Source organism: Acidaminococcus massiliensis (assembly GCF_900095825.1).
Classification (GTDB): domain Bacteria; phylum Bacillota; class Negativicutes; order Acidaminococcales; family Acidaminococcaceae; genus Acidaminococcus; species Acidaminococcus massiliensis.
In genome coordinates, this window is record NZ_LT608315.1 from 1,785,678 (window position 1) to 1,810,137 (window position 24,460).

The following is a 24,460-nucleotide window of genomic DNA, read 5'->3' on the forward strand; positions in this document are numbered from 1 at the left end:
TTTTTCCTCCCTCTTTCTGCCTGGGTCAGGCTGTGTAGATCAGCTGGACCTTTTCCCCAGGCTCGTAGATCTCTCCCGGATCCGCCACCACCTGGACCTGCTTCTGGCCCTGGAGAAGGCTGTAGCTGATCCAGCGGCCGTTGTACTGGCGGTTGGTGACCACCGCAGGGATCCCTTTTTCCCGTCGGGAGATCCTAAACTGTTCCGGCCGGACAGGATAGAATCCTTTGGAGCGGAATACCCCAGGGATGTCTCCCGCCGGATAGGTGATATCCGTATTGGCCACCTGGAACCCGTCGGGCAGCCATACCCCCGGGATCAGGTTGCATTTGCTCACAAAGGTGGCCACGAATTCCGTCTTGGGGTGGAGATAGATGTCTCGGGGCGTGCCCACCTGTTCGATCTGGCCTTTCTGCATGACGATGATCCGGTCCGCCATGGCCAGGGCCTCACTTTGGTCATGGGTCACATAGAGGACCGTAGAACCGGTGGAACGGTGGACGTCCTGGATCACCCGGCGCATGCTGAGTTTCAGTTCCGCATCCAAGGCACTGAGAGGTTCATCCATGAGCATCAGGGAGGGGAGGCCTACCATCATCCGGGCCAGGGAGACCCGCTGCCGCTGGCCACCGGACAGCTCCCCAGGGTAACGGTCGGCCAGTTCCGTCAGGCCCATGCTTTCCAGGGCCTGTTCCACGGCTTTTTCCTTCTCCTCTTCGCTGAGTCCTTTCTGCCGACGGCTCTTCATGGGGAATTCCACATGCTGCCGGACCGTCATATGGGGCCACAGGGCAAAAGACTGGAAAACCATGCCCAGATCCCGTTTCTCCACGGGCACCATGGTCCCCTCTCCGGAATAGACCTGCTGATCCAGGCGGACAACGCCGCTGGTGGGCTCCAGGAAGCCGCCGATGATCCGCAGCAGGGTGGATTTTCCGCAGCCGGAAGGCCCCAGGATGGCGATGAATTCTCCTGTCTTGATTTCCAGGCTGATGTCTTTAAGCGCCTGTGTCTTCCCGAACCGCTGATTGATGTGTTCCAGATACAAACTCATATTTTCGGTTTCCTTTCTTATGCAGATTCTCCAGCCAGGTGAGCCCATAGCCGCCCAGGATCAGTGCCGTGATCAGGGTGGAAAGGGCGGCGGCCAGGTTGTAGTCCCCGGCCTGCTGGAAATTGAAGATGGCAAGGCCGATGGTCCGGGTCCCGGCACTGGCCAGCATGGAGGAGAGGGTCAGTTCCGTAAGGGCGGAAATGAAGATCAGGGCAGTGCTGGCCACACAAGGCCGCAGCAGAAGGGGCAGCAGCACCTGGCGCCAAAGGGTCCGCCAGTCTCTCCCAGAGGCCAACACCGCGTCTTCCAGTTCCGGATTGATGGCCAGGAGGGCGTTGGTGCTCCCTTTGATCTGGAGGATCATGTACCGGGTCACGTAGGCGATGAGAAGGAGCCCCATGGTGCCGTAGATCCCCGGTTTGATGCCGGGCAGGGGTTCCGTCCAGTGGAAGATTTCCGCCAGGGCCAGGACGATGCCGGGCAGGGCATAGGCCAGGGCTGCCCCCCGTTCTGCCAGCAGGGCGGCCAGGCTGTGCCGGCGCAGTTTCCAATAGGCAATCAGCGTCCCTGCCACTAGGCAAATGGCCCCTGCCGCCGAAGCCAGCAGCAGGCTGGTTTCCAGGGCATCCATCACCCCGGTGCTGGAAAAGACGAACTGGAAATTCTCCCAGGAGAAATTGTCAGCCGTGGCTGGGAGTCCATAATTCTTCAGGAAGGCATTGATCATCATGTCCAATAGCGGGACCAGGTCCAGGAGGCCTAGCACCAGGAAAAGACCTCCTTCCACACCGGTCCGTACTGCCGGACGGAAATAAATCCGAGGTTCCCGGCTTTCTTGGATGCTTTCCAAGGCGCTCTGGCTGGAGACCAGCCCGCTTTCCAGCAGGGTCCCGCCCAGAGCCAGACAGGAAAGGACCACGGAAAGACCGGCGGCTGCCGGGAACGCTCCAGGGCCCATGCCGATGGCTTTTTCATAGATCATGGTACTGAGTACGGTGATGTTGGAAGAAATCCCCAAAAAGGCGGGGACTGCAAAATTGTCCATGGCCGCCAGGAACGCCAGGAGCCCCCCAGCGGCAATGGCTGGGAGGGCTTCCTTCAGGTCGATGCGGCACCAGGTCTCCCAGCTGGAAAAGCCGCAGGAACGGGCGGCCAGGTCCAGATCCACCGGGATCTTCCGCAGGAAATGGATGACGCTCAGGTAGACCACGGGCATATTCACAATCCCCAGGACAAACAGGATCCCGCCCCGGGTGTACAGGTTGACCCCTGCAAAGCCCAATCCCCGCAGGAAAAGATTGATCCTGCCGTCCTGAAGGAACAGGCCGCTCCAGCTTAGGGTGATGATGTAGGAGGGGATGATGAAGGGCAGGAGGATCAGGAGTTCCAAGAGCTTCTTATGCCGGAGATCCGTATAGGCCATCAAAAAGCCCAGGGCCGTGCCCAAAAGAGTGGAAAGCCCAGCGGAACAAAGAGCGATGAACAGGGTGTTGCGGACCGCTTCCAGGGTCCGGGGGTCTTGGAAAAGGACTTGGAAATTGGCCAATCCCCAGCCTCCAGGGATCCGGAGGCTCATGGAGATCAGCCGCAGCACAGGCGCTGCGAAAAAAAGGAACAGCAGCAGATAGAACAGAAGAGCGCCGCCCCTTTTCAGGAACGATGGTCGTTGCATGGATCCCACGCCTCCTTATTTCTGGAACAGCGTGGTGAAACGTTCTTTGTCAGCGGCCCGATTCTGGAACAGGTCGGCGACACTGACGGTCAGGGCCTTGAAATCGGTGATGGCTTTCAGCCCTTCCGGCGGCTGGACCCCTTCTTTCACCGGGGTATAGCCCATCTTGGCAGCGGTTTCCTGGCCTTTCTTGGACAGGACGAAATCGATGAAGGCTTTGGCGGCCTCTTTATTCTTAGAAGTCTTCAGGAGACCGATGGGTTCGGTCACGGCAGGAGACCCTTCTGCCGGGTAGATGAACTTCACCGGAGCGCCTTTTTTCCGGGAGTTGTTGGCCATGTAATCAGCAATCAGCCCATAGGCTTTTTCACCGGCCACCACTGCCTTCTGGACGGCCCCGTTGCCTTTGGTGACGGTCATGCCGTTCTTCTTCAGGGCTTCGTAATAGGGCCAGCCCATGCCCTGGGTGCGGGTGATGACGCCCAAGTTGTAGGCGGCGGCCCCGGAATACAGGGGAGAAGGCATGATGGCACTGGCGGCAAATTCAGGTTTGGCCAGGTCGGCAAAGGTTTTGGGATCTCCTTTGGCTTTGGAAGTATTCACGATGATCCCAGTGGTGATGACTTTCGTCCCAGTATAGGTGTGGTCCTTGTCGATGTATGCTTCTGGGATCCCTTTCAGTTCTGGAGAAGCATATTTTTCCAGCATGTCCTTCTGTTTCAGCTGTTCGAAGGTGACGTTGTCCGCCACCAGCAGCACATCTGCCTGGACGGTGCCGGCGGTCTGTTCTGCCAGGACTTTGCTGACCACTTCTTCCGTACCGGAACGGAAGACTTTCACCTTGATATCCGGGTGATCCTGGTTGAAGGCTGCAATGAGCTTCTGGGCATCCGCTTCCGGCTGGGAGGTATAAAGGACGATCTCTCCGCCTTTCCCGGCTCCTTTTTTGTCCGCAGAACCGCCGCAGCCTGCTGCAGAGAACAGGGCCAAACCAGCCAGAGCCAAAACCAGCGCTTTCTTTTTCCAATTACACATGTTCAATGATGCCTCCTTGTTCTTGTAAAAAATGGATATTTTTGGTAAAGACTTCATGGGCTGTCGTACTGTCGTAGCCTTCCACCACCATGGGAAGATCCCAGGCTTTCAGCAGGGGCAGCAGGGCCCGGAAGTCGTAATCCCCGTCCGGGAGAGGGGTATGGTATTGCGGGCCCACCCGGTTGCTGATGTGGAGCTTGGAAATCCGGGGAAGGGCGCGGTGGAATGTTTCCATTTCTTCCGTGCTGTCACAGTGGGCTAGATCCAGGGTATAGAAGAAGAATGAGAAAAGGGGACCGGTGACTTCCTCCATGGAAGCCGGATCCGTCACGAATTCTTTTTTGATCTTCTCCATGATTTCCAGGGAAACCGGCATCTGGAGGGAACGGGCAGTAGCGGCGATCCGGCGGAGGGAGTGCTGCAGGAGCTGGACGCTTTCTTCCCGCCAGCAGACCATGGTCATATGCCCTGGGTGGACCGTGACCTCCCGGGCCCCGATGCGGGAAGCCAGTTCCAGGGAACGGATCACCTGCTGGACGGAAGCTTCCCGGATGCCCGCATTGGCGGAAGCCAGGTTCAGATCCCAGCTGCAGGCGTGGACGGTGCTTTCCAAACCATATTTCTCCACATAACGGAGATATTCAGCTTCCTGGAAGTTTTCCAGGAAGAACTGCTGGGCCCAGAGTTCCAGTCCGGCCAATCCGTTCTGGCGGACCAGCCGGAGAGTTTCCGGAAGGGGCGTCCCCCAGAAAAGCGTCGATGATACAAAAACTTTACTCATGAAAAGCCTCCTTGCTGATGGAACTTCTGTCCTCCATTGTAAAAGAGAAATGTAAAAGGTTTGACAGAACAAAGTAAAGAATGGGAAAAAGCAGGCAAACCGCTTGTCTTAGGAACAGCAGCTATTGAACAGCTGTGCAGATAACAATAGCGGCATATTCTGCAATGTCTTGTCACAAACAATCAATTGTGCTATGATATTCAATATCATCAAAAGTTATATATATACTGTGAAATACAACAAACAGAGAGGAGTTCCGGGGGCTTCTTCTGGTTGCGGTAGGCGGCTCCGGCTGCTTTTGAAAAAAACACTGACTATACAGTCAGTTACAGTCATTTGATCCGGATACTTATGAAAAGCCTCCTTCTGGTCCCCTAGGACCGGAAAGGGGCTTTTCTGCATTTTACACGGGGAAGGGGATTTCCAAGCATGAACAAAATCTACAAAGTCATTTGGAGCAAGGTCCGGTGCGCCTGGGTGGTGGTCTCGGAAATTGCCAGGAACCATGGGGCCAAAGGCAGATCCGTCCATGAGGGAAGAAAAGGAGCCTCGCTGTTGGCCGGGGCCCTGTTGTTGGGGATGCTGACGGGGAACACAGGCATAATACCTGCCTATGCTGCTACGTCAAGTAAAAATCTGGGTTATGGCAATAATTATTTCTGGCTGTCTTGGGATAACGAGGGCCATTCTTTTAATTTTGGTTCGACTTCCGGATTGAATAATCTTCCGCAATATTCGATTACCCTTGGAAATATTGATACAGGACATATAGGCGATTACAGTATCATTGCTGGTGACAGGGCTCAGGGCAGTGCCAATAGCATTGTCTTTGGGTATAACGCCCAGGCCGTCAACGGGAACAGCATCGTATTCGGGAATAATACTTCAGCAGCGGCCAATGGCATCATTATCGGTTCAGGAGCGAAGACATGGAATGCGAATGGCATTGCCATCGGTGCCGCTTCAGCCGATACAGCAGCCGCCTTGGCCGGGGATACGTACAGCATAGCCATTGGGACGGGCAGTGAAACCAATCAAGGGGGTTCCGGCAATATTGCCATCGGGTACAGAGCCCATAGTTCAGGGGGCGGAGATGGGGTTGCGTTAGGGGCTTTTTCAGCTGAAGATTGGCACTTAAATTCTGGGAAAATCGGTTATGTTCCATTTTTAACCGATCAATATGGTAATACGGATAAAACCCAAGCCGGGAACAGCAATCTCCAAAGCGCCCTGGATACGCCGATCTGGAATTCCACTTATGGGGGAGTTTCCATCGGCGATGTAACAAGTCAAGATAAATCTCAATGGGTGACCCGCCGTCTGGGAGGCCTTGCTGCAGGTACTGATGACACGGATGCCGTGAACCTGGCCCAGCTGAAGGCTTCCATGACCAAAATTGAAGCCGGGGACAATATCAGTGTGAACACCACCGTGAACGACGACGGTTCCCGGACCTATAAGCTCAGCTCCACCGGAGACTCTTCCGGCGGGGGAGTCCATTATGTGGGGTTCAAAAAGAATTCTCAGTGGGATGATGATTCCACCCAGTATGGAAACTATAATGGAGAAGGGGCTTCTGCTTATAAGTCTTCTGCCATGGGCATCAATGCGACCGCCACGCAGGAAGGTGCCACAGCGGTGGGCAACAACGCCACGGCCAATGGGGTCAGCAGTGTGGCCCTGGGGCAAGGTGCCAACACCCAGCAGGATGGGACGGTGGCTGTGGGCCACGGGGCACAAGCAACGGCTGCCAAGGCCATTTCCATCGGCTCTTATGCCAAAGCAGATGGAGAAAATTCTGTCCATATTGGAGCTTTTACGGATCCGTATGGACAATATTATCTACCTTCACAAGTCACTGGTAAAAATGCCGTGAGCATCGGGAATAATTCTACCGCCACCGGCGAAGGCGCCGCGGCATATGGAGCTGGGACTACCGCTTCCGGCAAGGACGCCATAGCCTTGGGCCAGGAAAGCCAGAGCACCAGCGACGGGACGGTGGCCATCGGCTACCAGGCCAAAGCTGGGGCCAACAATGCCCTCCACAGCACCGCCATCGGTACGTCTGCCGAAACCAATGCCCTGGAAGGGACGGCCTTGGGGTATCTGTCAAAAGTCACGGCCAACAAAGGGCTGGCCCTGGGCAGCGGGGCTTCTGCTGGTGCCGAAAACAGCGTGGCCCTGGGGGCAGGTTCTCAGGTGGAAAGCGGAGATACGGTAGGTACGGCATCCATGTCTATCAAGGATACCTATGGGGAAACATCCGATTCCACTACCTATCAGTTTGCCGGGTCCAACCCGGAGGGGACCGTCAGCGTAGGCCATACCCAGGATGGGGTGGATCATACCCGGACCATCACCCATGTGGCAGCCGGCCGGGTGAGCAGCACTTCCACTGATGCAATCAACGGCAGCCAACTCTATGGGGTGACCCAATCCATCGAAAAAGTGGAACAGAACGTAGCCAAGACGGCCACCCGCTATTACAGCGTCAATGCAACGGATACGGGCACTGGCAGCAATTATCTGAACGACGGGGCCCACGGGCTCAATTCTCTGGCAGCCGGGAATAAGGCCCAGGCTTATGGAGTGGGCTCCCTGGCTATCGGCTATTCTTCTTTGGCAGGAAGTGCAGCGAATGATGATACGCTCTTTAGTTCAATGGCCATAGGTCCCTATGCCAAAGCGCAAGGGACGGGAGCCATTGCCTTTGGCAACAGTTCCAGTTCCACTGGTTTCGGCGGTGTGGCTTTGGGCGGCGGTGCCAATGTCTCCAGCTATGGCGGCGTGGCGTTGGGCGGTACTTCCAGTGTTACGGTTACCGGCGGCGTGGCCTTGGGAACTGGCTCCCAGGCCAGTACAGCTGCTGGCCTAGCTGGATATCTCAGTGGCAGTAAAAAAGCGGACCAGGCTGATTCCGTATGGACTTCTACCATAGGAGCTGTTTCTCTGGGAGGGGGAACGTTTAAGACAGATTCTGGGGAGAAAATATATACCCGGCAGATCACCAACCTGGCTGCCGGCACCAAGGATACGGACGCAGTGAACGTGGCCCAATTGAAAGCCCTGGAACAGGAAGGGCTTTCCCTGACAGGCAACGATAACCAGAAAGTCACCCAATCTTTGGGCGGCAATTTCAACCTCACAGGCGGCCTCACTGGGGATGCCCTGAAAGACGGAGCAGCCAGCACTGCCAACTTGGGCGTGCGGAAAAATGCCAACGGCGACGGCCTGGAAGTGGTCATGACCACGACACCTTCCTTTGATTCTGTGACAGCCAAAAACAGCATTACCGTAAAGAATGCTTCCACGGCAGACGGGACTTCAGATATTTCCCTCAACGGCAATGGGCTTTTCATGGGGAGCAAGAAGATCACCGGGCTGGCTGCTGGGACGGAGAATACAGATGCGGTGAATTTCGGTCAGTTGAGCAAGGTTTCCAACGAGCTGACTGCTTTCGAAAATAAGACCATCCAGGTGGGAGGCAATGGCGGCGGCACCATTGCCCGGAAACTGGGAGAAAATCCCATCCTGATCCAAGGTACCGGGACCAAAGACAATGCGAATTACTCCGGCACCAATCTGAAGACCTACGTGGATGAAAACGGCGTGCTCCAGATCTTGTTGGATAAGGAACTGGTGGAAGACCGGATCGATGTGGGTTCAGCCCTGGCCGAACCTAAGGACAGCCGGGTGAATTATCCCGTGGTCCTGGGAACGGACAAAAACGATGCCACCATCGGGTACGTGGGCATCAACGGCAAGAATGGGACATCAGCAGTCATCACTTCTTATGCTGGGTCCCCTATCCCGGGCAGTGATTTTAACTATACGGACAGCGAAGGCAAATCCCGGATGACCCGTCTGGAATATACGGATCAGGAAGGCCATGCCCACCATCTGGCTACCTTGACGGACGGTCTGTCTTTTGGCGGGGATAATTCCCAGGTACAGATCGACAGCGATTCGGATACAGTTTCCGGGACCAATGTCATTTCCCGGAAGCTCCGGGCTACGGAACCGGGAAAAAATGCTACCGCCAATTATCTCCAGATCAAAGGCGGGGCTGATGCCACCAAACTCAGCGACAGCAATATCGGGGTCCAGGCCAGCAGTGAGGACGGCTCTTTGACCATCAAGCTGAGCCAGGAACTGAAAGGCCTGACCAGCGCCCAGTTCGGGACCACTACCATCGATGGCAGCGGCCTGACCCTGGGGACCACAGGGATTTCTCTTACCGCCAGCGGCTTGAACAATGGAGGAAAGAAAATCACCAATGTGAAAGCGGGGGATATTTCCAGCACCTCCACTGATGCCATCATCGGCAGCCAGCTGACGAATATCCTGAACGCAGATGGTTCGGCCAAGGGGATTTCCTTCGGGGCTGAAAGCGCGGCGGGCTCCCATACGAACCCCACCAGTGTGGCCATCGGCGGCACCGTGACCCTGAAAGGGGCCGGCGGGGACAGCAGTCACAAGAACCTGAGCACCCAGGTCACCGAAAAGGGCGAACTGACCGTAACCATGGCGCCGGAAATCCAGGAAAACAAGATTTACGTGGGAACGCAAATTCCTAAGGAAAACAGTCCTACAGGAAAGGTGAATTATCCCATTATCCTGGGTGAAAATACGGTGGGGACAGATACTTATGGCTATGTGGGCATCAAGGGGAAGAATAATTCCCAGCTCTACCTGACGGCCGATCAGGATGCCAGCGGCAGCACCCGTCTGGATTATCTGGATACCCAGAACAACGCCCATTTGGTGGCTCTGACCAGTGACGGCTATACCTTTGCCGGGGATACAGGTACGGCCAACACCTTGGCTTTGAACAGTACCCTGAGCATCACTGGGGGCATCGACCAAACGGAAAATCTGACTCCAGGCAACATCGGCGTGGTCTCCAGCGGCAACGGCGGCCTGACGGTCCAGCTGGCCAAGAGCTTGAAGGGCCTGACAGATGCCACCTTCAACAGCGGGAGTGCCCAGACGAAGATCGATGCCAGCGGGGTGACGGCCCCTGCCTATAAAGTGGGAACGAAGATCTACATCGACAGCCAAGGCCTCCATGCCAACGGCCAGAAAGTAACGGCTGTCCAGGCTGGGGATCTCAGCGCAGACAGCACCGATGCCGTGAATGGCAGCCAGCTCTTTGCCACCAACCAGAATGTGACGAAGAATGCGGGTGACATTACGGATCTGACCACTCGGCTGGATGGTGCGGGCATGACCTTTGCCGGGGACAGCGGCACACCGGTGACCAAAAAGCTCAACGAAACATTGACCCTCACGGGGGGAGAAACCAGCGTCGACAGCCTGACCCAGCTCAGTGACAAGAACATCGGGCTGGTGGCAGACGGTAATGGAAAGCTGGAAGTCCGGCTGGCCAAGGATCTTACCGGCCTTACCGGCGCTGCTTTCAGCAATGGGAACTTTACCACCCAGCTCACCGGGAATGGGCTGACCATCACCCCCACTTCCAGCGGGAATGCCGTGAACCTGACGGCCCAGAATCTGGACCTGGGCGGCCGGCAGCTCCACGGGGTACAGGCGGGAGAGGTCACTGCCACTTCTACGGATGCGGTGAACGGCAGCCAGCTCCATACGGTGAAAGAAACTGCCGAAAATGCCCAGAAGGAAGCCCAGAAACATTCTACCGTCAGCGGATCCGGGAATGTGGACGTGGCGCATTCGGACAATACGGACGGCTCCAAGAACTACACCGTGAGCCTGAAAGATACGGTGACACTGGGCAGCAACGGAACGGCCATCACCCTGGATGGAACGAAGGGGAACGCTTCCTTTGGCTCTGGGACCACTGCGGTGACCGTGGACGGGACAACTGGTGCCATCACCGGTTCTTCCCTCCTGGTCAGCGGCAATGTACAGGCTGGGAGCGTAGCTGTAGGGAATATCCATCTGAACAGTACGGCGGATGCAGCCCATAATATTGCAGCTGACACCATCACCGGCCTTTCCAACACCAGCTATACCAGCACTACCCAGCTGGTGGACAGCCGGGCAGCTACGGAAGGGGAACTGGGGGATGTGATCGCCAGCATCCAGAACGGAAGCATCGTCAAGGGCCTTTTGACCACCGTGAAGGAAGGCTCCAACATCAGCGTGGTGGCCGATGACAAGTCGGATCCTTCCAAGACCCAATATACCATTGGCCTGAGCCCTGTGCTCACTGGGCTCACCCGCGCAGAATTCACCAACGGCAAGACTGGGACCGAGGCCCAGACGGCTGTGCTGTCTTCTGACGGGATCAGCCTGGGCAGCGAGGATACCTCCGCCCAGTTCACCCGGACGAAAGTCAGCGCCGGGAACCAGCAGATCCAGCATGTGGCCAGCGGACTCAACGGGAAGATGTATACGGACAGCGTGGACAACAATGCGGCCACCGTGGGAGACTTGAAGGCCCAGAGCCAGACCCTGACGGATACGGGGATCGTTTTCGCCGGAAATACAGGGAAAGAGACCCTGGCCCTGGGGAAGACGGCCAAGATCCAAGGGGCCGATTTGGCTGATGGGACGACCCTGGCAGAGGACTATACTACGGCCAACCTGACCACCGTGACGGCAAAAGCCGCTGACGGGACGGTCACCACGACGATTTACGGGAAAAAAGATATGGCGGGCCGGTCCCTCTCTTTGGGGACCCAGGATGCAAATGGGGCCATCGCCAATCCCGTGGCTGTGCTGAAAGCCCAGGCGGCCAGCAGCACCGATACCACCCAGACCGGCCATTTGGTCCTGAAAGGGACCAAGCCGACAGATACGGTGACAGCGGCTGACCAGACCAGTGCGGATATCTACGTCCAGGATGGCAGCGATGAACTGCAGCCGGCGGACAGCAAGAAGATGACCCGGGTGATGTATGCCGATGAAAGCACCGGCACCCATGAACTGGCAACCTTAGAAGACGGTCTGAAGTTCAAAGGGGATGACGGGAACACTTCGGCTGTGCTGCTGAACGGTACGTTGGATGTGACCGGAGGAGCGGATACCGGCAAGCTCACTGCCGGGAATATCGGGGTGACCAGCGACGGGAAACAGGGCCTGACCATTGCCCTGGCCAAGGAACTGAAAGATCTGACCAGCGTTGCCGTCACAGGAGAGAAATTCACCACCACCCTTACCGGTGAGGGGCTGACTATTGCCCCTGCAGCAGGAAATTCCGGGGGCGATTCCCTGGTGATCAATGCCAGCACAGGCATCAATCTGGGGAACCGGAAGGTCACCGGCCTCGCCGCCGGCATCATTGGGGCTGATTCCACCGACGCGGTGAACGGCAGCCAGCTCCATACAGTCCAGGAAGCGGCTAACCAGGCCCAGATAGAAGCCAAGAAACATTCCACCGTCAGTGTGGGAGACAACAACTTGGTGCTGACGACCACGGCCGAAAACGAGACCAAGGGGGCCGACTATGCCCTGAAACTGAACAACAAGATCACCCTGGGCACCGGGGACAACCAGGTGGTCCTGGACGGCAGTGATACGGGGATTTCTTCTTTCGGAAAGCAGATTACCTTGCATGGCGCCACCGGGGCTGTGGGCGTCACTTCATTGACGGCCAGCGGTGCGGTCAGTGCTTCCAGTGTGACTGTTGGAGATATCATCCTCCACAGCGCAGCTGACAGCACGGCCGATCCCAACGTCATGAAAGACACCATTACTGGTTTGGGGAATACCACCTATGATGACAAGAATATCGTCAGCAACCGGGCAGCTACAGAAGGTCAGCTCCAGAGCCTGGTTTCCCAGATCAATGCAGGACAGATTTCAGCTGGGTCCACAGTGGTTGCCGGCAGCAGCAACATCTCCATCAGCAGCAGCAAGGATGATACGGGGAAAATCACTACGTATACGGCTTCCTTGACACCGGAACTGACCGGATTGACCAGTGCTGTATTCACCAATGGCAAAACGGGACAGGAGGAAGAGACGAATACCCTGACAGCGAATGGCCTAACCCTGGGAACCGATGATGGGGCAGCCCGGTTCACCCGCAGCGGCATCAGCGCCGGTTCCCAGCAGATCAAGCAGCTGGGCAGCGGCATCACCGGTACGGATGGGACGGTCAGCACCTATGACACCACAGTCACCGGCCAGGCAGACTACAACAATGCGGCCAGCATCGGGGATGTGCACAAACTGGTCCAAGAAAAGGCGGACATCGGCACCTATGTGGCCGGCAACAACAGCACCAAATCCAATCTGGCCTTGGGCGGGACCATTTCCATCCAGGGATCGGAAGTGGGCCTGTCCGCTACGGATACCCTGGCAGACAAGCTGGCCAATGACTATTCTTCTGCCAATGTGACCACCCAGGTCAGCGGCAGTGACGGCAATGTGACCACTACGGTGTACCTGAAGAAAGACCTGGTGGGCCGTTCCCTGACCTTGGGGACCATCGGCACCGACGGGAACGTAGCGGCAAGCGACCGGATCGCTTCCCTGTATCAGGCCCAGTCCAAGGCGGACAGTGATACGGCCATGACCGGCCACCTGTTCCTGGCCGGGGAAAAACGCACGGCCTATGCGGACAATTCCACGGTGACCCATACTTCTGCGGACATCTTCGTGAAAGACGGTTCGGAAGGGGACAACAGCAAAGGCTACCTGACCAATCCGGATCTGCCGGTCACCCGGATCTACTATACCGATGAAGGGAACTACACCTATGCCTTGGCCACCATGGAAGATGGCTTCCATGCGGCTGGAGACAGCGGCAAAGCGGATATCCTGCTGAACCATACCCTGAACCTGAAGGGTGGCGTCACCCTTGATGCTGACCATCCGGCGGATTCCCTGCTCACCAGCGGGAATATCGGGGTGGTGGCCGACAGCAGCACCAATACTCTGAACCTGCGTCTGGCCAAAGAGCTTACGGGCCTGACTTCTGCCGCCTTTACCGGAGATACCACTTCCCTGACGGTGGATGGGACGGGGCTGAAGCTGACACCAAATGCGGGCTCTTCCGCCAAAGCCTTGACCCTGACTTCGGATCAGATCGACTTGGGCGGCCGGAAAATCCAGAACGTAGGCTCCGGCACCGTGGCGGAAGGTTCCACGGACGGAGTCAACGGGGGCGATGTGTACAAAGTCCAGCAGAAAGCGGAAGCTGCTCAGACGGAAGCGGCCAAACATACCACTGTTACCGTCAGCGGCGGCAATCTGGGCTTGGAGTCTACTGCGAACGCCAATGGTTCCACCAATTACGCGCTGAAACTGAATGACAAGGTGACTCTGGGCACGGAAACGGCCAAACAGATCACCCTGGATGGGGCAAATGGGACCGCTGCCATTGGCCAGCAGATCACTCTGGATAGCACAACCGGCAAAGTGACCGCTGGGTCCTTCAGCACCACGGGGAACGTGGCTGCCGGGTCTGTCTCCGTGGGCGGCATGACCCTGAACAGTGCGGAAAGCCATCCGGCGGACAAGGACAAGACCCAGTGGGTGGATAAGGATACCATCACCGGTCTTTCCAATGTGACCTATAAAGCAGATGAGATCCACGAATCCCGGGCAGCCACCGAAGGACAGCTCCAGGACGTGGTCAGCAAGATCAAGAGCGGAGATATTTCCGGCGGGGCTTTGAGTTCCGTCAGTGCAGGCTCCAATATCACTGTATCCAGTACGCCCAGTGCGGATGGGAAGAAAACCGAGTACCAGGTGGGTCTGGCCAAGGATCTTAGCGGCCTTACCAGTGCGTCCTTCACCAACGGGAAAACCGGAAGCGACGAGCAAACAGCCCTGGTGAGTGCCGGGGGCCTGAGCCTGGGAGAAGGTGATGCTGCGGCCCGGTTCACCCGCAGCGGCATCAGTGCCGGCGGCCAGCAGGTGACGAAAGTGGGCAGCGGCCTGCAGAAGGTGACAGACACTTCCTATCTCTACGATGATACCGTGGCGGGACAGGAAAATTACAACCATGCCGCCAACATCGGGGATGTGCGCACCATGCTCAGCGATGCCAGGGATGTGTTTGCCGGGAACAACGGCACCACTGCTACCCTGACCCTGGGGAAAACGGCTGCCTTCCAAGGTGCGGATGTAGCACTGACGGGCAGCCAGACCCTGGAGGAAGCTTTGGCCTCTGACTATTCCAAAGCCAATCTGACAGCCCGGACCGTGGGGAACAGTGACGGTTCCGTGACCACCAGTCTGTACATGAAGCAGGATATGGTGGGCCGTTCTCTGAACTTGGGGAACATCGGTACTGACGGCACGGTAGCAGATCCGGCCGCTCGGCTGTACACCCAGGCTGCCAGCGATACGGACAGTACCCTGACCGGCCATCTGAAGCTGACCGGAATCAAGGAGGCCCAGGACGGGCAGACCAGCTCTGCTTCTGCGGACATCTATGTGAAGAATGCCCTGGGATCCGACCTGACTGATAAAAATCGGGCCGTGACCCGGCTGATGTACCGGGATGGGGTGGACCAGCGGGATCACACTGTGGCCACCCTGGATGACGGGTTCTACGTCCAAGGGGATGCCAACCAGGGGAACACCCTGAACCTGCCTCTCACCAGCACCCTGAAGATCCAGGGGAACACCGCGGCCGGATCCGGCCTCACAGCCGGGAACATCGGGGTGGTTTCCGATGGGAAAGATACCTTGAAGGTACAGCTGGCGGACACTCTGACGGGGCTGAAGCAGATCAGCTTCGCAGATTCTGCCGTCAGCCTCGGCCAGGAAGGGATCGATGCCGGCGGCAAGGCCATCAGCGGTGTAGCGGCTGGCACGGCGGAAACCGATGCGGTGAACGTGAAACAGCTGGACGAGGCCAAGGCAGCCGCTTCTGCGGAAGTGAAAGCCGGAAAGAACGTGACCGTGAGCAAAGACACTGCCAGTGCCAAAGACGGCCATACCATCTATACGGTGGCAGCCGACTTCCAGGGAGCCGATGTGAGCGGATCCAACGCGGTGGTCTATGACAGTGAGGCCAAAGACCAGGTGACCCTGGGGGGCAGCACTTCTGCCACCCCGGTCAAACTGACCAATCTGGCAGACGGGACCATCAGTTCCACCTCCACCGATGCGGTCACGGGCAGACAGCTGAACGAAGTGATCACCTATCGGAACCAGGCCATCAATGTGGCCGGGGACAGAGGGTCTGCGGTGAAGCTGAACCACGGAAATACCCTGACCATCTCTGGGGATTCCAACATCAGCACCAGTTCTTCTGGCAGCGATACGGCCAAAGATGGCAGTCTGCAGGTTTCCCTGGCGGATAACGTGTACGTGAAAGGCATCCACATCGGCAGCACCTATCCCACCCACAGCGATACCAGTGTGGACAGCGTGGCCTTGACGGCAGATGCGGAAAACCAGACGGGGATCCTGACCCTGCGGGGCGATGCTACCCATGTCAGCGACACCTATCCCCGGGCCCAGGCGGATATTTCCGTCCTCAGCGCCGCTCCGGATCAGACGTATATGGCGGCTCCTTTCCTGCAGGAAGTGTACCAGACCAACGGTTCCGGAACCATCACGAAGAACCAGCCTGTACGCCTTGCCTATCGGGATAACTACAACACGGCCCACCAGATCGCTACCCTGGATGACGGATATGTCTTCTCCGGCGACAACGGGGACAAGAACCTGACAGAGAAATTGAACGGCACCGTGGCATTGCGCGGTATGGATAACACACATGCGTCCCAAATCACATCGGATACGGCCAATACGTATCTGACGAAAAACAATATCGGTGTGGTGACGAAGCCCAAGGTGCTGAACGAAGACGGTTCTACCCAGGGCGGGGAAGTGGAAATCCGGCTGGCCAAGGACCTGACGGGCCTGTCCAGTGCTACCTTCACCAACGATAACGGGGATACGGCGGTCCTTAGCAGCACAGCCCTGACCCTGACTCCAGAAAATGCGGCCCAGAAGCCGGTATCTCTGACCAATCAGGGCTTGGACAACGGGAACAATCGGATCACCAACGTGGCTGCTGGGACCAGCGATACTGATGCAGTGAACTACGGCCAGATCAAGTCCATCATCAATGCTGGTGATGGGAAAATCAAGGGACTGACCTTCGCGGCCGGAGACAATACATCGGCTACGGTCCATCTGGGGGATACCTTGAAGATCGCCGGTGCCACGGATCAGGATGGAGCCCAGAATATCCATACTACGGTGAAGGATGGGACCATGACCCTCCAGCTGGACCGGAAGGTGCAGGTGGATGAACTCCACGTGGGTCAGAAGGGCAGCGATGCCGCTTCCCTGACTGCTGTGAAGCTGGAGGGGGAAGCTGGTTCCATCGGCCAGCTGCATCTGCAAGGGATGGAAAATGCCCAGGCCAACATCATGACCAAGATGGGGACCGCTTCCCTGGCCAGCACCGATGCGGCCACCACCCGGCTGACCTACAACAACGGCAATGTGGGTAATACCCATGAAATCGCCATCCTGGAAGATGGTCTGCGGTTCACTGGGGACAACTATGCAGCGGCCAGCGGAGACAAGGCCGAACAGAATGTCCTGAAAAAACAGTTGAACCAGACCCTCTCCATCACCGGCGGCCAGACCGATACCCAGCAGCTCACTGCTCTGACCGACAAGAACATCGGTGTAGTGGCGGAAAATGGCGGCCTCAGCGTCCGCCTGTCCAAAGTCCTGGATGGGATGACGGACATCTATATGGGGGACAGCCGGGAAAATGCGTCCCATTTGACCAAGACCGGCCTCTATCTGAGCCCCAAGAGCAGCACGGAATACCTGGCCAAATTCACCGCCGATGACGGGATCTCTGCGGGGAGCCAGACCATCAGCGATGTAGCTGATGGGGTGAAGGACAGCGATGCGGCCACCTACGGCCAGCTGAAAAATGTGGAAGCCAAGGCCAACAATGCCACCAAGCTGACGGTGAACCATAACCAGGCAGAGGGCAATCTGACCTTGACGGATACCCTGGAAGCGGACGGCATCCACCACACCTATGATGTGGCGCTCAGCGACAAAATCAAGCTGGGCAGCGGAGGCGCAGGCAGTTCCATTACCTTGGACGGCAACGCCAATACCATCAACGGCGGCAGCTATGTACAGTTTGGCGGCGACGGGGACAGCAAGACAAGTCCTCTTGCCATCGGCTGGCAGTCGGCGTCCTTGCAGAATGTGATCACGGAGGAGGCCAAGGGTTCCCAGACCGGGAACTACCTGACGGGCCTCAGCAATACCAGCTGGGATCCCGTCAATGTGGGCTACAGCCCCAACCGGGCCGCTACAGAAGGCCAGCTGCGGGATTTGGAAAAACAGGTCTGGGAGAATCCCATCACCTTCCTGGGGAACCATGATGCGGATAAGACGGCGGAAGAAAGCAAGGGCATCACGGCCCAGCTGGGTTCCAAAGTGCGGATCGTGGGGACGGGCATCGGAGATGGGGATACCTTCGACGGATCCAATCTCAGCGTGGTGGCCGGCAAGACCAGTGACGGACAGGAAGACGCCCTGATCATCCAGATGAAGAAGGCTCCTTCTTTCGAAGCAGTCCATGTGGGGGCTCCCAACAACCAGGGGGTATACCCGGTGAACGTGGATGGGACGGGCCTGCGGATCACCAACGGACCCAGCATCACGTCCAGCGGCATCATGGCCGGAGATCAGCGGATCACGTCCCTGGCCAGCGGTGGCGGTAAAGATGCGGAAGGCAAACCCATTTATGACTTGGACAAATACGGTCAGAATGCAGCCAATATCCAGGATGTGCGGAATATTGCCAATGACGCAGTGAACACAGCAGTCGGTTCCTTTACCATCGGCGGCGGGAAGAACATCGATGTGGTCCATCCTCAGGGTACCAATCAGTACACAGTGGCTTTGAAGGACCATGTGGCCTTAGGGACGGATGAGCGGGGTGTAGATTTGGACGGAACCAAAGGGACCATCCAGGCCGGAAGCAGCACCAGTGGCGTCCGGATCGACGGGAATGTTGGGACCATCCGAGCTGGGGAAAGCCTGACCCTGGACGGCAACAACGGTACCCTCAGCGGCCTTACCAACACCACCATCACGGCCCCGGACTTTGCAACCAAGGGACGGGCCGCCACGGAAGAACAACTGAAGCAGGTGGCTGACAATGTCAGCGAAATCAAGAAGAACAATTCCGACTTCCAGCTGGTGGGAGAAAAGGACCAGGAGGGGAACTACACCGGGGACTACAAGGTTTCCGATGACAATCAGGTGAAGCTCCATGTCCAGGATAAGATGCATCCGGATCAAGTGAAGGACATTACCATCGACAACGTTGCCAAGGCTTCGGATCTGGGAGATGTTTCCAAGATCAGCGAAGACATCCAAAACAAGGAGAACAACAATGTGGTGGATGCCCTGAACAACCTGAACCAGAAGGTGAAGGATGCAGCCAACGGCAGCTGGGAAAGCCAGATCAATGGGGAAACCGTGAAGAAGGTCAAGGCGGGCGATGTCCAGAACTTCACCAGCGGGGACAACATCGAACTGTCCAACGACAACGGCGCCATCAAGATTGCCACCAAGAAGGATGTCTCCTTCGACAAGGTGACCATCGGCAGCGGGGACAGCAAGATGACCCTGGACAAAGACGGTCTCCAGGCTGGAAAGGTGAAAGTCTCCAGTGAAGAGATCAACGCCGGGGGCAATCGGATCCAAGGCGTGGCTGATGGGAAGGAAAAGGATGACGCGGCTACGATGGGCCAGCTGCAGAAGATCGCCGGCTCTGCCGGGCAGGCCATCAACGAGCTGGGGAACCATCTGAACCGGATGGATACCCGGATCAACCGGGTAGGGGCCGGAGCCGCTGCCCTGGCAGCTCTCCATCCAGTGGAGACTGACGGCCGGTGGAGCCTTTCCGCCGGGTTCGGCAGCTACCGGAATGCCAACTCCCTGGCCTTCGGGACCTTCTACCGGGCTTCGGACAACGTCCTGTTCAACATGGGCGCCACCGTGGGCAACGGAGAGAACATGATCAATGCAGGGTTCAGCATTGCCCTGGATCGGAATCCGGCGGTGACGGGGATGACCAAAGCGGCCATGGCTCGGGAAATCCGGACCTTGAAACAGGACAACCAGGCCAAAGACGCCCAGGTCAAGGACCTCCAGAATCAGGTCGATGCCCTGAAGAAGGAAAATGACGATACCAAGGCCAAATTGGCCCTGATCATGGCGAAGTTGGGGATGTAAAAAAACAAGGGGCTGTTGCACGTTCTATGCAACAGCCCCTTTCTTCATTTCTCCCCCTTGCTTTTCCTGGAAAACCTGCTATAATTGACAATGTAAGAAGTTTTTAATAAAAATTATTAAAAAGTAGCCTTTTCAGAACAATATTCTGGAAAGGCCAGCAACAAGGGGAGGCTTTTTTATGAAAAAGTTCATTTGCAGAGTGTGCGGTTATGTGTATGAAGGAGAAGAAGCTCCGGAAAAATGCCCTCAATGCGGTGCTCCGAAAGATAAATTCGATGAACTGAAAGAAGGCGTCAAGGAATACGCCGATGAACATGTGGTCGGGGTTGCCAAAGGTGTAGATGCCCGGGTCCTGGAAGGCCTGCATCAGAACTTCACCGGCGAATGCTCCGAAGTGGGGATGTACCTGGCCATGAGCCGTGTAGCAGACCGGGAAGGGTATCCGGAAGTGGCAGAAGCCTACAAACGGATCGCGTTCGAAGAAGCCGAACACGCTGCCAAGTTTGCGGAACTGCTGGGTGAAGTGGTCACCGACAGCACCAAGAAGAACCTGGAAATGCGGGCAGCCGCAGAACAGGGCGCCTGCGCTGGCAAGAAAGAAATCGCTACTCTGGCCAAACAGCTGGGCTACGATGCCATCCATGACACCGTCCATGAAATGGCCAAGGACGAAGCCCGTCACGGCCGTGTATTCGACGGACTGCTGGCTCGGTATTTTGCAAAATGATTCCTTCAAAAAGGGGCTGTTGCATGGGCAACAGCCCCTTTTTCATACTGCCAGTTTGCTGATTTTTGTAAATTATGGTACTCTATTGCGGAACGATATACTCGATTCTTTTACGGAAACCAGGAATTTTGTGAAGAATGAAGTAAATTATGGCGAAAAGATGATATAATATATGACAAGACAGTACGAATTTGGAGGAACAGGCAGGTATGATGAAAATCAATTCTTCTCTTTCCAAGGAAAAAAGGATCCTGAAAGCCGCGGAAAAAGTATTCTCTCATAAAGGCTATTCCCAAGCGACCCTGGATGAAATCATCCAGATCGCAGATACGGGCAAGGGGACGGTCTACAAATATTACCAGAACAAGGAAAATCTCTTCTACACCTTGGTGGAAGCCAAGAATCGGAAACTGGTGAAAGACTTGCAGCAGGCGGTCAAAGGCAGCCAGCATTTTGCAGAACAGTTCCAAGCCTATGTCTTTACCTTTTTGCGTTTCCTCCACAAGAACGAGACCCTGTGGGCCGTCATCCTTTTTGAACTGCTGAACGAACAGGCCGGCTGGCGGCTGATCTGGGATGAGGAAAAGCAGGACTGGAAGCTGGAAGTCCGGTGGGGGAAGAAACCGGCGGAAAAGGATATTGCGGTGAAACGCCGGTATGCGGAACTGATCCGTTCGGAAATCGTCATCCTCCGGGAAATCTTCCAGGAAGCCATGGACGATTCCTTCATCCAGCCCATTTACGATCTGCCCCTGATGACCCAGAATTTCTACTTCAGCATCTTCATGCTGAGCAACCAGGGAGCATTGAATGTAGATAATATGGAAGAATCGGTCAAAGGGATGATCGACCGCTTCCTATACGGCCATATAAAAAGAACTGCCGCCCAATAAGGGAGGCAGTTCTTTTTTTCTGTTTTACAGCCGATGGGAGGAATTCAGTACATCCCGCATCTTGTGGGCCACCATCTGTTTGATGGCTTCCCGGCCTTTGCCCAGATAGGAACGGGGATCGAAATCTTCCGGATGTTCGTACAGGTACTTCCGGATGGAAGCGGTCATGGCCAGCCGCAGATCCGTATCGATGTTGATCTTGCAGACCCCGAAGGTGCCGGCTTTCTTCAGCATGTCTTCCGGGCAGCCCTGGGCGCCGGCCAGTTTGCCGCCGTATTTGTTGCATTCCTCCACGAATTCCGGGATGACCGTGGAAGCCCCATGGAGTACCAGCGGGAAGCCGGGGAGCATATTGGTGATCTTTTCCAGACGGGGGAAATCCAGTTCCGGTTTGCCTTTGAATTTGTAGGCCCCATGGCTGGTCCCGATGGCGATGGCCAGGGAATCCACCCCGGTCCGTTCCACGAATTCCACGGCCTGGTCCGGATCCGTATAGGTGGCGTCTTTGGTGTTCACTTTCACGGCATCTTCCACGCCGGCCAGTTTGCCCAGTTCGGCTTCGACCACCACGCCTTTGTTGTGGGCATAGTCCACCACCCGTTTGGTCAGTTCGATGTTTTCTTCAAAAGGATATTTGGAACCGTCGATCATCACAGAGGTGAAGCCACCGTCCACGCAGGCCTTGCAGATGTCGAAATCGGCACCGTGGTCCAGATGCAGGGCGATGGGCAGGCCCGTATCTTCCATGGCCGCTTCTACCAGGTGGAGCAGGTAGTTGTGCTTGGCATACTTCCGGGCCCCGGCAGAAACCTGCAGGATCAGGGGAGACTGTTCTTCTTTGGCAGCTTCCACGATCCCCTGGACGATCTCCATATTGTTGACGTTGAAGGCACCAACGGCATAATGGCCTTCGTAGGCTTTCTTGAACATTTCTTTAGTGGTTACAAATGGCATGTTGAAACCTCCTTGAATTTCTCTTACGCTTCATTATATCATATCTCATCCCAACATGGGGGGATCCTGGGCGAGAATGTTGAAGAGGCCGCCCCAGGCTGCTTGGAAATCCCGGGGGACAGGTGCAATGATCTCTGCGGTCCGTTCCGTAAACGGTTCCCGGAAGCGGATCTTCCCGGCATGGAGATAGTGACGTCCCGGGGCACCGGGAGGGCCGTAGAGGGTGTCCCCCAGCAAGGGATGGCCGGCGGCTGCTGCGTGGACCCGGATCTGATGGGTCCGCCCGGTCTCCAGCTGGAACCGGACCAGGGAAAGGCCTTCCCGTTCAGCCAGGATCTGGTACCGGGTCCTGGCCGGGAGACCTTCCAGGGAAACCTGCCGTTCCACGATGGAACCGGGCCGGCGGCCGATGGGTCCATCCAGGAGTCCGGCTTTTTTTGGCCAGGTGCCCAGGGTGATCCCCAGATAAGTCTTTTCCAGCTTCCCCTGGGCCAGCATATGGTGGAGGCAGGCGTTCTTGGCGAAAAGGACCACTCCGGAAGTTTCCCGGTCCAGCCGGGAGACAGGATGGATGGCGCTGGGGATCCCCTGCTGCTGGAAATACCAGGCCACCTGCCGGCTCAGGGCCGGGGTCCGTTCTTTTCCTGCATTATGGGTCACAAGACCCGCCGGTTTATCTACGGCCAGGTAGAGTTCCGTTTCGGCCAGGATGGCGGGCATTACTTTTTCCGGTTCCAGGGTACAGGCTTCCGGCAGGAAATCCCAGCAAATCCGGTCCCCCGGTTGGAGCAGCAGGTCCCGCTGGATGGCTGCTCCATTCACTTGGAGGGCGCCGGCAGCTTTCAATTTCTTCCAGTAGGTTCCGGAAAGACCCCGGCTCTGGAGAAAGGTCTTCAGCCGCTGGGGCCCTTCTGTAAAGGGAAGCTGGAGTTCCATCAGACGGCCTTCTGGCCCAGGACGGCTGCCAGGACTCCGAAGAAGAGGCTCAGGACCATGTACAGGGCGGCGGTCACTGGGGCTCCTTTGTCCACCAGCTGCTGGCTTTCCAAGGCGAAGGAGGAAAAGGTGGTGAACCCGCCGCAGATGCCCACCTTCAAGAACAGGGCCAGCCGGGGATGGAGGCTGTTCCGGGCAGCCAGGGCTGCTACCAGGCCGATCAGGAAGGCACCGATGATATTGATGAAAAAGGTCTTGAGAGGGAACCCGCTGCTGTGTTCATAGGGAACCAGTCCGATCAGGTACCGGCAGACGGAACCGATGAACCCTCCTACTCCTACAATCAAACATTCTGTCATAGAAAATCTCCTTTCTGTCCAACTAGGGAGTATTATACCATATCTCTGCCTGTCCTTTTGGGAAAACACCTGTACGGTCCTGCTTTTGCTGTGCTACAATATATAAGGAAAGAAAAAAACATGGATACAGAAGGAGCAGAACGTATGGCAGCCAAAAAGATCTACGCAGTACGCAAGGGACGGAAAACGGGACTGTTCAGCACCTGGGCAGAATGCCAGGAACAGGTGAGCGGGTACCCTGGAGCCCGTTTCAAGGGATTCACCAGCCGGGAGGAAGCAGAAGCCTGGCTCCAGGGAGAGGAGGGGGCAGGGAATCCTTCTCCGGCACCTTCGCCCAAGCACCCGGCAGGAAAGGATACTGCCGGGGAGCCGCCTGCCCTGGAAGGGGAAGAGTATGTGATCTATACCGACGGGTCCTGCCTGCGGAATCCCAATGGACCGGGGGGCTGGGCCTTCGTAGCGGAAGAAGCAGCCACCGGGGAAGTGACGGAACGCTCCGGCGGAGACCCTTCCACCACCAACAACCGGATGGAGATGACCGCTGCCATCGAGGCTCTGGCCTTTGCCCCGGAAGGCAGCCGGGTGGCCCTCTTCACAGACAGCCAGTACCTGCAGAACGGGATCACCCGGTGGGTGGCCGGCTGGAAGCGGAGAGGCTGGAAAAAGGCGGATGGGACGCCGGTGCTCAACCAGGAACTGTGGGTGGAACTGGACCGGCTCTACGGCAGCCGGAAAGTCACCTTCCACTGGGTACGGGGCCATGTGGGGATCGCCTTGAACGAACGGTGCGATGAACTGGCCCGGCAGGAAGCGGCCAAAGCCAAATAAGACAGAGAAGAAGCGGGGGCGCAGGGGACAGCGTCAACCGCCTC

General features: G+C 56.8%; 11 protein-coding genes. 4 read left to right on the forward strand and 7 right to left on the reverse strand.

From position 1 onward, the window contains the following. Positions 1-25: 25 nt before the first annotated feature. Genes BQ2657_RS08655 through BQ2657_RS08670 form a run of 4 tightly spaced genes read right to left on the reverse strand, consistent with a single transcriptional unit; the run spans position 26 to position 4,542 of the window. Positions 26-1,054, reverse strand: coding sequence for an ABC transporter ATP-binding protein (locus tag BQ2657_RS08655; RefSeq protein WP_075580260.1), 1,029 nt, complete (start codon positions 1,052-1,054; stop codon positions 26-28). Beyond that, positions 999-2,726 carry an ABC transporter permease gene (locus BQ2657_RS08660; protein ID WP_075580261.1) on the reverse strand — a complete coding sequence of 576 codons (1,728 nt, stop codon included), beginning with the start codon at positions 2,724-2,726 and terminating at the stop codon, positions 999-1,001. The genes BQ2657_RS08655 and BQ2657_RS08660 overlap by 56 nt, the downstream gene beginning before the upstream one ends. Positions 2,727-2,741: 15 nt before the next feature. Then, positions 2,742-3,761 carry an ABC transporter substrate-binding protein gene (locus tag BQ2657_RS08665; protein ID WP_075580262.1) on the reverse strand — a complete coding sequence of 340 codons (1,020 nt, stop codon included), beginning with the start codon at positions 3,759-3,761 and terminating at the stop codon, positions 2,742-2,744. Further along, positions 3,754-4,542 (reverse strand): sugar phosphate isomerase/epimerase family protein, encoded by a 789-nt coding sequence (locus BQ2657_RS08670; protein WP_075580263.1) that lies wholly within the window; start codon positions 4,540-4,542, stop codon positions 3,754-3,756. Before BQ2657_RS08670 ends, BQ2657_RS08665 begins: the two co-directional genes overlap by 8 nt. A gap of 429 nt (positions 4,543-4,971) precedes the next feature. Here BQ2657_RS08670 and BQ2657_RS08675 point away from each other — a divergent pair, with 429 nt between their 5' ends. The 3 genes from BQ2657_RS08675 (at position 4,972) to BQ2657_RS08685 (ending at position 21,339) form a co-directional block, all read left to right on the forward strand. Beyond that, positions 4,972-19,719, forward strand: a complete 14,748-nt coding sequence (locus BQ2657_RS08675; protein ID WP_075580264.1) for an ESPR-type extended signal peptide-containing protein — start codon at positions 4,972-4,974, stop codon at positions 19,717-19,719. Positions 19,720-19,897: 178 nt separating this feature from the next. Next, on the forward strand, positions 19,898-20,446 hold the full coding sequence (locus BQ2657_RS08680; RefSeq protein ID WP_075580265.1) for a ferritin family protein: 549 nt from the start codon (positions 19,898-19,900) through the stop codon (positions 20,444-20,446). A 209-nt stretch (positions 20,447-20,655) separates the two neighbouring features. Beyond that, positions 20,656-21,339 carry a TetR/AcrR family transcriptional regulator gene (locus BQ2657_RS08685; protein ID WP_075580266.1) on the forward strand — a complete coding sequence of 228 codons (684 nt, stop codon included), beginning with the start codon at positions 20,656-20,658 and terminating at the stop codon, positions 21,337-21,339. A 24-nt stretch (positions 21,340-21,363) separates the two neighbouring features. Here the strand turns inward: BQ2657_RS08685 and fba are convergent, their stop codons facing one another. From fba to crcB, 3 genes are read right to left on the reverse strand one after another with little or no spacing between them, the layout of a single operon-like run. After that, the gene (fba, locus tag BQ2657_RS08690; RefSeq protein ID WP_075580267.1) at positions 21,364-22,293 is read right to left on the reverse strand and encodes a class II fructose-1,6-bisphosphate aldolase; all 930 of its coding nucleotides are present in this window, start codon (positions 22,291-22,293) and stop codon (positions 21,364-21,366) included. A gap of 45 nt (positions 22,294-22,338) precedes the next feature. Then, complete coding sequence (locus BQ2657_RS08695) at positions 22,339-23,229, reverse strand: RluA family pseudouridine synthase (RefSeq protein ID WP_075580268.1); 891 nt, start codon at positions 23,227-23,229, stop codon at positions 22,339-22,341. Then, positions 23,229-23,588, reverse strand: coding sequence for a fluoride efflux transporter CrcB (gene crcB, locus BQ2657_RS08700; protein ID WP_075580269.1), 360 nt, complete (start codon positions 23,586-23,588; stop codon positions 23,229-23,231). Before crcB ends, BQ2657_RS08695 begins: the two co-directional genes overlap by 1 nt. Before the next feature lie 120 nt (positions 23,589-23,708). Between crcB and rnhA the strand changes: the two genes are divergently transcribed. After that, positions 23,709-24,416, forward strand: coding sequence for a ribonuclease HI (gene rnhA / locus BQ2657_RS08705; RefSeq protein ID WP_222704325.1), 708 nt, complete (start codon positions 23,709-23,711; stop codon positions 24,414-24,416). The last annotated feature ends 44 nt before the right edge of the window (positions 24,417-24,460 follow it).